This window comes from Desulfatiferula olefinivorans, from assembly GCF_054657895.1.
In genome coordinates this window covers 1-11,016 of record NZ_BAAHXV010000064.1, presented here as the reverse complement: position 1 = coordinate 11,016, position 11,016 = coordinate 1, and the positions used below count along the sequence as shown (strand labels likewise).

Sequence of the window (11,016 nt, the reverse complement as noted above, 5' to 3'; positions counted from 1 at the left end):
CACATGGTACACCGTGGGCTCGCCGGAGTTCACGATTCGAGACTGTCTTGGCATGGGGCCTCCTTGGCCGATGGGCCAGCTACCGGATCGGACGCACCGGATCAAATCAACGGGTGCATCCGGTCCGCACGGGTTGGATGATGGGGATGAATCACGTCGATCATTCTATGGGGTGGGGATGGGTGGTGTCAAGCATTAAATTTTGCCTGTCCCCTGTTTCTGTTTTGCCTGTCCCCTGTTTCTTTCGAAATAGGATTCGGTGGCGTTTCCGATAGTCCAATACTGAAGAATATTTTTGAAATGGATTTTTCCGGCGGCCCCCTCACGATCGACCTCCACGAACAGATGCCAATGCGGATATCCATCACGATGCCATTCCAAGACCCACAACCAGTTATGGATAACGATATTTTTTGTACGTCTGAGGTTGTGGATAAGCTGTGGTAAAAGCTTTTTCTCTTTGACATATTCGTAGGCGGCTTGGCCTGATGTAAATTGATTACGGTCAATAGTCAGGACGATTTGCCGGGTTGAACGCCAGAAAAATTCATTCAGACGTTCTGCAACGCCCGGAGCCCAGCGCTGTTTTGAACAAACGGGACACCAAGACGCCCCGCATGCGCATTTCATTGCAACAAGCCGAACATCATCCGTTTTTGGTGTTGCAAACAAAGATTCATTTTGTTTGCAACTTTGCGTTGCTTCTAGAACAAGTTTAGGGGCCGTCTCAGGTTGGGGGTTTTCTCCCTCTGCCAACGGTAATAAATCTTCTTTAAAAAAAGGAAATGTTTGTTGCTCCATGCTGTCTCCTTGAATCAGGTTAAAATTCGTTTCCTGATTTCTTTTTTAGGTGGAGAGGGAAGGAACGTTTTTTGAGGCACGGAGGGGGAAGGTCTGAGTTTTTGATTCTAAAAAATAAAAAGGAGGCTGAGCCTGTGGCCCGACCTCCTTTATTTACAAGGCATTCGCAGTTTTTAAATTAAATCAAGGGGGGTACTATGTTTATTTTTCTTAAATTGTTTTGGACAAAAAACAAAATTATTTTGGAAGAATATTTTTTTAAAAAAGAAAAAGAATACTGGACGGGGTGGCCTGAGATCCTTTGTTTACGGGCCATTCAAAGATTTTAAAACAAATCAAGGGGAAAAATCATATATATTTTTGAGCAAAAAACAAAAACCATTTTTTGACGCTTTACAACCGGTAAAAACAAAAAGCGGCTAAAGAAAAATTGTTTTTTCTTTAGCCGCTTTTTTTTATTTTGTAAGGTCGTCTTATTTATTATTCAAGATCTGGTACCATTTATATCTTGGTGCCACCAATGAGAACATCCATCTTTACATTGGTTATTCATTCTACGTTCATCAGCTACTGATAATAAAGATAGCAGAAGGATGAAAACCTTTATATATTCGACCTTTGGTAAATTAAGAACCTTTGCCAATTGGACCTTGAGGTTGCCCTTACTAACCAAGATGCAAGGCGTGTAAGTAGATTTTAGCCCAGATTTATAAATTGCGTTTTGGACATCAGATTCTCTCACGCCAGCTTGTTGTGCATAAACCGAAATCTCTCTTAATATTTCAAGTTGTTTTTCAAATGATAATGTTTCAAACCAATCCGTACCCTCTCTTATTGGGCGGATGCCTTGCGCTAAACTATTCAGAAAAAGGCTTTCTTTTTTATCTATCATTTCAATATTTATCCTGATGCTACTGTGGTTCAAAAACCACATGTGGCTTGCTTGTATTTAGAGGGCTATAACCAGGTCCGCTGGGGTTATAATCTTGAAAGACGTCAATGCCTGTTTCTCGTCCCATTGAGTTTATCTCACCACCCTGCGTCCCCCTTGGGACTGAACTTCTTGCAGAATGTCTCTGGCTCGATTTTCCTGACATAATATAATCCCAATCTGAAGTGGCTTTAGCTGTCCCCTCAGCACGACTACCAACAACTGTAATCCGTTGATTGGTACGATTTGCTGCATTCTGGAGCCTTGTTGCATCAGCAGGTGAAATACCCGCTTCACTTGCCGTTCTCAGTCCACTGTTTGAGGCATTACCGTGAAGCCAATTTTTTTCTCAAATCCCATAATTCATCATTTGAAAATTCAAACTCGGGGCCTTCTTCCATAGCCATTAAGCTCAATAAAATTTCATCCAGATCAGGAGAAAGGTCACGCCCATGGTCATGATACACATTAAAAGCCATGCGTGCTATTTTCACCACGTCATATCCGCTCTTCAATTCTCGCTCAAGAGCTTCCCCCAACATCACAGAAGTGTAGATCATAACCCCAATTCCTTTCCTGTTGGTGGAAAATGCTGAGAATTGAGCACTTGCCCATTCATGCTTTTTGGATGAACTCGAATTACATTACCAGCATGATCGTAACTCTCCATCCATTGTCTTACTTGTCCTGTATTTGGGTTATACTCTGTTGCAAAAGAAGCCCCTCTTGTGGGACCTGCCGTCCGAGCTGAAACTTCTTTTGTATAATAGCGTATACGTCCATCAGAAAGAGGTCTGACATTTGCTGCTGTTTTTTGAGCTTTTTCAAGCCCTGAAAGTTTGGATTGTAGTGCGGCTTGTGCATTAACACTCGATGCCTCAGAGCCTATTCCCTTTGAGGCAAAATTCTATTTTAACAGCTTTTTTAAATGAGTGACTGCCCTTTTACACATACTATCCATATCCTTTTCATCATATAAGTGAGGTCCCCCTTCGGGTCTATACAATGATAAATATTCCTGCAATTCGTCTAAAACCTCATCAAGCACATCAAATTCATCAAGAAGGGACTCTGCGTCTTTTGCCCATTGAACAGAGACATTCCTCTTCATGATAAATATTTCCAAATGATTTATAAGTGACTCAATAATCATGCCTATTTCTTCACCTTTGGGTTTATAACCGTAATAATTCTATTTCCATCGACCGGAATTTGCGCTTTGGGATATTTCGAATTTAATAAAGTCACTGACGTGCCTTCATTAGTGATTTTTATCTTTTTAATCGAATCAGCAGTATCAATAAAATCATCAACTTGAGTGGCATTCATTGGTACACGTCCTTTAGGTGGATTTACCATTCGATCTGCTGCATGAAAATTGATTTGTTTTCCACCGGGCGTGACAGGGTCATGACCAAGAACTTGTTTCGCAGCGAACTCTCCATCCCACTTAACAGGCAGATTGTCTATATTCTTTGAGGCACCAACAACATCTTCAGCAACCTTAACCCCATCACTTACATTGCCAACAACATCCTCAACTTTATCGACGGTTTTAGCAATATCACTGCCTTTATTTACCGCACCGACAGCTTCGGCTCCGTACTTAACACCCTTACCCGCCCACGATCCGGGCACATAGGGAATCATACCCACAACATCCCAGGCCAACCATCCTGCATTTGACCATGACGGATCTTTACACATGCTGTGAACACTGTCAATCAGGGAGGCAATATCTAAAATCGTTTCAACGGGAACATGCCCATCAGGATCGGTGTACTTTAACGGATTATTCCGGCAATACGCATACCGATTCAAACTCAGCGGATCATAATGATCAGGAATCACACTATCGGCCGTAACAAACAACCCCAAGAGCGGGTCATAAAGCCGGGCATCATAATTATAAAGCCCCGTCGCGCGGTCGAGTTCCTGGTCCGTAAATTTATACGTTGCCGTACGGGTACCTGTTTGATTTCTCTCAATCCCGTAGGGCAAATACCCGGATGTTTCCACCTTCGCGCCAGTCGCATTTGAGACCACACTGGAGCTTCCCAAATGATCTTTATGAAAATAGACTACCCCGCTATGATCTATTCTCGCAACTCTGAGGTTTCCGGCAAATATATATTTAACCGGATTTCCACTTGGATTTCCCGACGTAATATCCGTAGGGTGTTGGGGTCAAACCTTGACTTGTGATTATTTAAGGTGGGGTTGGATAACCCCACTTAATTCATTTCATTCTAAACCCTGACAAGATTCATCAACGGTTCAAAAGAGTATAACGCAGCCTTTCTGCCGGACGCTTCTTCCAATGTCACAATGAGACCCTTTTCTAACAATACCCTGGTAAATCGTGATGCGGATGGCCCTGGGATACCACTTTTCGCGGTGAATTTATTGTTTCTAAATACGGGGTTCGTGAACATATAGTCCAGGGCGTTGACACTCCATTTTGAGCTAAGGGCATCGGCGAAAACAGTTTTCATCTCTTCGTAAAGCGACCTGATATCCTCTGCGATGGAAAGATTTCTGATGGCCTGTTGTTCGACCGCTTCGAGAAAAAAACGGCACCAGCTTTCCCAGTCCCCATGTTCAGAGACTTTCCGCACCGTGTCGATATAAAGATCCTTATTGTCTTCCATGTATCCGCTTATATAAAAATGAGGTGCGGATATTATTTTTGACGTCCACAACATCAATGTGATCAGCATGCGTCCGATACGGCCATTGCCGTCTTTAAAAGGATGCAAGGCTTCAAATTCAACATGGGCAATACCGGTCTTGACCAATGGCGTGTGTGTGCTTTGATCGATGTATTGAAACAGCTTGTCCAATCCATCCTGGAGTTTTTCCGGGCTGATGGGGATGAATAATATTTTTTTCTTGTTCTTGTCAGCCAGGTAATTTTGCTCGTTTTTAAACTGTCCGGGCGATTTGGAAGCACCACGGCCTACATAAAGCAGCTGCTGATGGATGCCCTTAACAAGAGACTGGGAAAGCGGGTAACCATCCGATAACGCTTTTTGCGCATTGGATAACGCTCTTTGATAGAGAATGGTCTCGATCACTTCGGATCTTACCTTCGAAGTGTCATGGGTCTCAGAATCATGATCAGCCTCATATTTAAGAATTTCATCCATGGTACTTATCGTACCTTCCATTCGTGATGATATAACAGCCTCTTGATTACGTAACGGGGCTAAAAATATTTCACTGTTGTGCATATTTTTTAGCATTTGATCGTAACGGGCTACCGCATCCGCCGCCCTTACCAAGTGATCTACAAATTGTCCATAATCCAACTCGGTGGGTGGGAACTTGTCGTAATGATAGTTGACCGCATTTTCTAAGCTTAATTCCATGAACTGCCTTTTAATCCATGTAGACGTTAATATAATGGTTGCATGATAACGACAAGCTCAATAGAAGTCAATGGCAATGCTTTTTTGATAAACAAACAGGTTTTGCGTTAATAGATTTACCTCAAAAGTTCTTGTCTATCATATTTAGACGAATTTGATAAACAAACAGGTTTGACGTTAAGAACTTAACGTCAAAAACCGTTGTCTGTCATATAAAAGCAAATGTGATAAACAAACCCTATTGGGAATTGGGCATAGAGGCTTCATCCTTAATTTCCAGGCCTCGTCGCGCACCTGCAATTAGGATGCGTATCCTCAACCGGCACCGGACACTCATCAATCCCATACTCCCCAGCCGGCGCCCGGCAAATCGGGCAGACATCCGGTGCCGGGAAGAACTCCAGCTTTTCAATTCCCCACTCTTTCCATTCCGCCTTTTTGGCTTTCTCGGCGTCTATTGCCGGTATGAAGCATTCATTTTCACAAAACGCTTATGAAAGCAACGCCTGCGAATGAAAAAGCGTAAGCCATGATGTGGTTCGGATGGTGTAATGATTTCAAACGGGGTCGCGTTTTGTGATGGTCCTCGCCTCGGCATTCATGCCGTAAAGGCAATCACGATCTTCTCCGGCCTGACAAATTGAATTGACAAAAAAACACGTTTCATGTAAAAAAATCAAGCTACTAGGATAGGTTGTGGGCCTATCCCAAAACACGTTCTCTGATCGGGTAATATTATTAAGGATTCTTAACATGACAGGAAAGAGACATTATGAAACAGGTTGAAAAACTTATTGACCGGGTCATCAACCGGGTGAACATCAATCTGCGCGAGTTCGACTTTGATGTGACGCCTTACGCGAAAAAGATGATCCCCCTCAAACAGATGATCAATTTCAACGGCTTCTACGGGATCACCTCCCACCACCCCATCCACTTCAATTTCATCCATTCCAACCTCGCCGGGTCCTACTTTCTGGGCAAATGCACCACCGATCACGCCCTGGTGTACAAGACCGACGTGCGGGGGGATGAGCTGAAGAAAAAGGGGGATTACTACAATTTCCAGGGCATCAAGATTCCCATCGACAACGACGAATGTATCCGGATCTGTGACAGTTACATGATCAAGACCCTGATCCACAGTTTCTCCCATGATCCCGAAGCGCCCGAGGAGTTCCTGATCCGGAACAGCATCTCGGGATTCTACGCCAACATCCACGGCTCCCCCATCGAAGGATGCTACCTGGCGCCCTTCTCCACCGTGGATTTGACCACCCTGCATTCGTGCATCGTCGGCACCTTCAGCTATGTCTGCGCCGGAGACCTTTACCACGCAAGAATTCCCGACGGCACCATCTGGCTCAAGGACGATCAGTTTGAGTTCAAATACACCTACGACCCTGCGGTTCTGTCAACCTATATTTCGAACAACCCCAACGCCCGGCCCACCGGCGTCCTGATGGATTTCGTGGAAAACCGGAAAAACGATTTCCAGGCCGTGTTCGATTCGGCGGCCTCGACCAACACGGGCATCACCATTCCCAGCCAGTCGGCCGTCAACCGCTACGCCTATGTATCCGGCGACACCACCATCGGAGAAAACGTGCTGGTGTCCCAGCGCGCGTACCTGGTCAACGCCTGGATGGGGCCCGGCACCAACGCCCAGGAAAACTCCTACATCATCAACTCCCGACTGGAGAAAAACGACATCACGGCCCACGGCGCCAAGATCATCAACGCCTGGCTGGGCGAGAAGGTGTTCGTGGGTTTCAACTGCTTCCTCCAGGGTAAACCGGGCCTGCCCCTGTCCATCGGACCGGGCTGCATCGTCATGCCCCACACGATCATCGACCTGGACGAGCCCCTTGAGATCCCCGAAAAGAGTGTGATCTGGGGCCTGATCCGCACCAAGGCGGACCTTCAGCAGAACAGTATCCCCCTTGAGGAGCTCAAAAAAATCGACAAAACCGTCGAGCACAACAACACCCTGTTCCGGGGCAGCGGCCGGGCCCTGGTCGAGAAATTCGAACAACGCATCGACCATATCCTGGAAGCCAACGGGGCCTATTTCACCCCGGCCAACAAGAAGGTGGGCCATGCCCAGAAAGGCCACATGATTTCGTACAACATCATTCAGCCTTACCTGACCGGCAAGGACAAGGGCATCTTCCCGTCCATCGTCATCCGGCCCTGATCCGTATCATTCATAAACCATAAAAAAAGGCCTTTCCGGAGACGTCTCCGGAAAGGCCTTTTTGATTGATCGGCGGCGGGTACGGTGCACCGTACCCGCCGCAGCCGATATCAGTTGGCGTGGTTGAGAATGGGAATGTAATTGGCCAGCGGACAGGCCGCGCATTCCCCCTTGTCGTGAATCTGACGGTAAATGGACGACAGGGCCTGCTCGCCGCTGGGGTAGATGTTTTCCTCACCGATCTTGTCATACAGATGGGTCCGCTTGAACACGGCGACGACCTCCTCTTTGAGACCGCTGAACGAAATCCCGCGACCGCTTTCCCTAAGGGACTGAATCAGAATGGCCAGGGCCTCCTCCCCGGACGCGTCCACATCGTTGATCCCGCTGGATTCGATGAGCACGTGCTTGAGATCGGGTTTTTGGACGATGTATTCCAGAACCTTGTCTTCCAGGTAGGTGGCATTGGTGAAAATCAGAGGGCCGTCAAAACGGACCACGGCGATGTGATCACATTTCTTGAGGCCGAACTTGTCGGCGCTTCGCAGGGTCTGATCCTGGGATTTGGACAGCACGGCCACCCGGGGACGCAGGTTCTTGTAGATAAAGACCAGAAAGGTCAAAAGCACACCCACCATGATGCCCTCTTCAAGGGCCGGGGCAAAGTACAGGGTGCAGACAAAGGTGATCACGGAAATCACGCCGTCGGAACGCTTGGCATGCCAGGCGTGGACAAACCCCGAGGTGTTGATCAGGCCAATCACCGCCATCATGATGACCGCCGCCAGAACGGCCTGGGGCAGATGGTACAGAAGCGGGGTGAAAAACAGCAGGGTCAGGGCCACCATCAGACTGGTGATCACCGCCGATACGCCGCTGGTGGCATTGGCCTGGAGGTTCACCGCCGACCGTGAGAAGGACCCGGACACCGCGTAACTCTTTCCAAAGGCCCCGATGATGTTGGCCAGACCCTGACCGATGAGTTCCTGGTTGGGGTCGAGCTTCTGACCGGTTTTGGCGGCCATGGCCTTGGCGATGGCGATGGCTTCCATGAAACCCAACAGAGAAATGATCATCGCCACGGGAAGAAGCTGAAGGATGACGGCCAGATACTCGGCAGGTCTGTAATTACCGGCCGGCGTTTTCGGAAGTTCAAGCTTCAAGCCCTTGGGAATGGTCCCCACCACGGCGCCCGCACCGATCATGGGAATCGTGTCGAGGGTCAACGCCTTGTTACCCATCTTGAGGCGCCAGGTCCGTCCATCGGTGTCCATGCCCTCAGGGAGGGTGTCCGCCGTATAGAACACAGGGTTCTCCTGGTTTTCCTTGGCCGTTTTGAAATGAACCAGACGGAGATGCTCCCGTTTTTCATGGGCGGCTTCAGACGATTTGTCCATATCCGCCTGGATCACCGCCAGTTGGTGCTTGATGTCCAGCTCTTCCATGGTGGGAACGCCGTGCCCCCCGGCTTCTTTTTGAAGATCCTTGAGCCGGAGATTCAGCTCCGTGCGTGTTTTACCCAAAGCTTCGATGTGGGCCACATCCGCGTTGAAGGACTCGATCGTCCGGACCACGTCAGGCGCCGCGATCTTATCAATGCCCACCGTGGTGTCGTGGTTGAAATTGAAGAAATAGGAGATAAGCGTGGTCAGGGCCACGGCCACCAGCACGTTGGGAATCTTGGGATTCACCCGCTTGAGCACCACCATGACGGCAATGGCGAAAATCCCCATGGCCAGGGTGGGCAGGTGGGTGTAATGGAAGGCCGACCTGCAGACCTCGATAATGGTCTGATAATGGTGAGGCGCCTTGTCCACGTAAACCCCGAACAGCTTGGAGAACTGGGACGAGGCGATAATGATGGCCGCCGCGTTGGTGAACCCGTTGACCACCGGATGGGACAGGAGGTTGACCACGAGGCCCAGTCGGAACACACCCAGAAACAGCTGGAAGCAGCCCACGGTCAGGGCGAGAAGCACCGAATAGGCGATGAACTGTGTGCTTCCGGCCGTTGCCAGGGGTTCCAGCGACGCGGCGGACATCAGCGAGACCACCGCCACCGGCCCGGTGGCCAACTGACGGCTGGAGCCGAACAGCGAGGCGACCATGGGGGGCAAAAAGGCCGCATACAGGCCGTAATAGGCCGGAAGCCCCGCCAACTGGGCGTAGGCCATAGACTGTGGAATCAAGACCATGGCCACGGTGATCCCGGCGAGAACGTCGGTCGACAGCTTCTCACCGTTGTAATCCTTGAACCAGAGCAAAAACGGAAAAATTTTCGTTAACATCGTGTCTCCCTTTCACATTTTACGTAAACCCTGAACCCTATAAAAAAACACACGGTTCGGTGTGTTTTAGAAACTTACGCAATGTCACCCCAGATTATATATATAAGGTAAGTTCAATATATGAATGCGGCGGGTTTGTCAATTTGGAACTCAAGGAAAAAACAGCGACCGGTTCTTCCGTGAATGTGCTATAGCTCCCATGACCCATACCCCTTTGCCTCGGAGGACGCCATGCCTGTTTATGATTTCGACCGGACCATCGACCGCACGACCACCGCCAGTCTCAAATGGGAGGCCTACCGGGGAAGGGACGTGATTCCCCTCTGGGTGGCCGACATGGATTTCCCGGCGCCGGCCTCCGTGATCGAGGCCCTTCACCGCCGCGTCGACCACGGGATTTTCGGTTACACCCTCATGCCCGGAGCCCTGACTGGCGCCCTGGTCCGCCATCTTCAGACAGTGTATCTCTGGACGGTTGACCCGTCCTGGATCATCCCCCTTCCCGGTGTGGTCTCGGCCCTTTTTCTCTGCTGCCGGGTGGTGGGTGATCCAGCCGGCCGGGTGATCGTCCCCACCCCTGTCTATCCTCCCTTCCTCGACGCGCCGGGCGCGGCGGGCCGCATTCCGGTCCGGGTTCCCATGGTCGTCCAAAACGGCCGCCTGACCTTCGACTGGGAGCGTCTCGACGAGGCCGTCACACCGGACACCCGCCTGTTTCTGCTGTGCAGCCCCCACAATCCCGGCGGCACGGTCTTTCAGCGCGACGAGCTGCGGCGTCTGGCCGATCTGGCCCTCCGTCACGACCTTATCATCTGCTCCGACGAAATCCACAGCGGCCTGGTGTTTTCCGGACGCCATCATCCCCTGGCCGCCGCCTGCCCGGACATCGCAGACCGGGTGATCACCCTGATGGCCCCCAGCAAGACCTTCAACATCCCCGGCCTGGGATTTTCCTTTGCCGTCATCGCCGATCCGGTCCTTCGCAAAACCTTTATGGACCTCAAACGCGGCCTGGTCCCCGAGGTAAGCACCCTGGGTTACACGGCGGCCCTGGCCGCTTATACCGGCGATGATCCCTGGCTGACCGAGGTTCTGGACTACCTTGTCATCAACCGGGATCTTGCCTGCGACCGCATCGCCGCCATGGACGGTCTGTCCGTCCTGCGCCCGGAAAGCACCTATCTGGCCTGGATCGACGCCCGGGGAACCGGGCTGGATGATCCGGCAGGCTTTTTCGAAACGGCGGGGGTGGGCTTGTCCGACGGGCGCTATTTTGGCGCACCGGGATTTCTGAGGCTGAATTTCGGCTGTCCCAGGTCCCTCCTCACCCAGGCCCTCACTCGCATGGAAAGGGCACTGGCGCAACGGAGCTGACCTTATTTTTTAATCTGGTTATGCACTTCCCTCAAGTTGGAGGTAAACTTTCTC

The 11,016-nt window shown here is 49.9% G+C and carries 9 protein-coding genes; 2 read left to right on the top strand and 7 right to left on the bottom strand.

The features are described 5' to 3' along the window. Positions 1-195: 195 nt before the first annotated feature. The 6 genes from ACYQ11_RS21400 to ACYQ11_RS21375 form a co-directional block, all read right to left on the bottom strand. Positions 196-801: a hypothetical protein gene (locus ACYQ11_RS21400; protein ID WP_459925873.1), complete on the bottom strand. Its 606-nt coding sequence runs from the start codon at positions 799-801 to the stop codon at positions 196-198. 484 nt (positions 802-1,285) lie between these two features. Next, positions 1,286-1,693, bottom strand: coding sequence for a DUF5958 family protein (locus ACYQ11_RS21395; protein ID WP_459925872.1), 408 nt, complete (start codon positions 1,691-1,693; stop codon positions 1,286-1,288). A gap of 365 nt (positions 1,694-2,058) precedes the next feature. Then, positions 2,059-2,292, bottom strand: a complete 234-nt coding sequence (locus ACYQ11_RS21390) for a hypothetical protein (RefSeq protein ID WP_459925871.1) — start codon at positions 2,290-2,292, stop codon at positions 2,059-2,061. A 347-nt stretch (positions 2,293-2,639) separates the two neighbouring features. Beyond that, the gene (locus ACYQ11_RS21385; RefSeq protein WP_459925870.1) at positions 2,640-2,885 is read right to left on the bottom strand and encodes a hypothetical protein; all 246 of its coding nucleotides are present in this window, start codon (positions 2,883-2,885) and stop codon (positions 2,640-2,642) included. A 2-nt stretch (positions 2,886-2,887) separates the two neighbouring features. After that, on the bottom strand, positions 2,888-3,778 hold the full coding sequence (locus ACYQ11_RS21380; RefSeq protein WP_459925869.1) for an RHS repeat-associated core domain-containing protein: 891 nt from the start codon (positions 3,776-3,778) through the stop codon (positions 2,888-2,890). 203 nt (positions 3,779-3,981) lie between these two features. Further along, positions 3,982-5,103, bottom strand: coding sequence for a Fic family protein (locus tag ACYQ11_RS21375; protein WP_459925868.1), 1,122 nt, complete (start codon positions 5,101-5,103; stop codon positions 3,982-3,984). Positions 5,104-5,875: 772 nt separating this feature from the next. On the opposite strand from ACYQ11_RS21375, the gene ACYQ11_RS21370 reads away from it, so the two are divergent. Further along, positions 5,876-7,300, top strand: a complete 1,425-nt coding sequence (locus tag ACYQ11_RS21370) for a transferase (RefSeq protein ID WP_459925867.1) — start codon at positions 5,876-5,878, stop codon at positions 7,298-7,300. A 110-nt stretch (positions 7,301-7,410) separates the two neighbouring features. Here the strand turns inward: ACYQ11_RS21370 and ACYQ11_RS21365 are convergent, their stop codons facing one another. Further along, positions 7,411-9,588: a SulP family inorganic anion transporter gene (locus ACYQ11_RS21365; protein ID WP_459925866.1), complete on the bottom strand. Its 2,178-nt coding sequence runs from the start codon at positions 9,586-9,588 to the stop codon at positions 7,411-7,413. A gap of 231 nt (positions 9,589-9,819) precedes the next feature. On the opposite strand from ACYQ11_RS21365, the gene ACYQ11_RS21360 reads away from it, so the two are divergent. After that, positions 9,820-10,962: a MalY/PatB family protein gene (locus ACYQ11_RS21360; RefSeq protein WP_459925865.1), complete on the top strand. Its 1,143-nt coding sequence runs from the start codon at positions 9,820-9,822 to the stop codon at positions 10,960-10,962. Positions 10,963-11,016 lie beyond the last annotated feature (54 nt).

Excerpts from the sequence above, each read along its gene's own strand:
- ACYQ11_RS21400 (WP_459925873.1), bottom strand. The coding sequence starts at position 801 with ATGGAGCAACAAACATTTCCTTTTTTTAAAGAAGATTTATTACCGTTG.
- ACYQ11_RS21365 (WP_459925866.1), bottom strand. The coding sequence starts at position 9,588 with ATGTTAACGAAAATTTTTCCGTTTTTGCTCTGGTTCAAGGATTACAAC.
- ACYQ11_RS21395 (WP_459925872.1), bottom strand. The coding sequence starts at position 1,693 with ATGATAGATAAAAAAGAAAGCCTTTTTCTGAATAGTTTAGCGCAAGGC.
- ACYQ11_RS21370 (WP_459925867.1), top strand. The coding sequence starts at position 5,876 with ATGAAACAGGTTGAAAAACTTATTGACCGGGTCATCAACCGGGTGAAC.
- ACYQ11_RS21385 (WP_459925870.1), bottom strand. The coding sequence starts at position 2,885 with ATGATTATTGAGTCACTTATAAATCATTTGGAAATATTTATCATGAAG.
- ACYQ11_RS21390 (WP_459925871.1), bottom strand. The coding sequence starts at position 2,292 with ATGATCTACACTTCTGTGATGTTGGGGGAAGCTCTTGAGCGAGAATTG.
- ACYQ11_RS21360 (WP_459925865.1), top strand. The coding sequence starts at position 9,820 with ATGCCTGTTTATGATTTCGACCGGACCATCGACCGCACGACCACCGCC.
- ACYQ11_RS21375 (WP_459925868.1), bottom strand. The coding sequence starts at position 5,103 with ATGGAATTAAGCTTAGAAAATGCGGTCAACTATCATTACGACAAGTTC.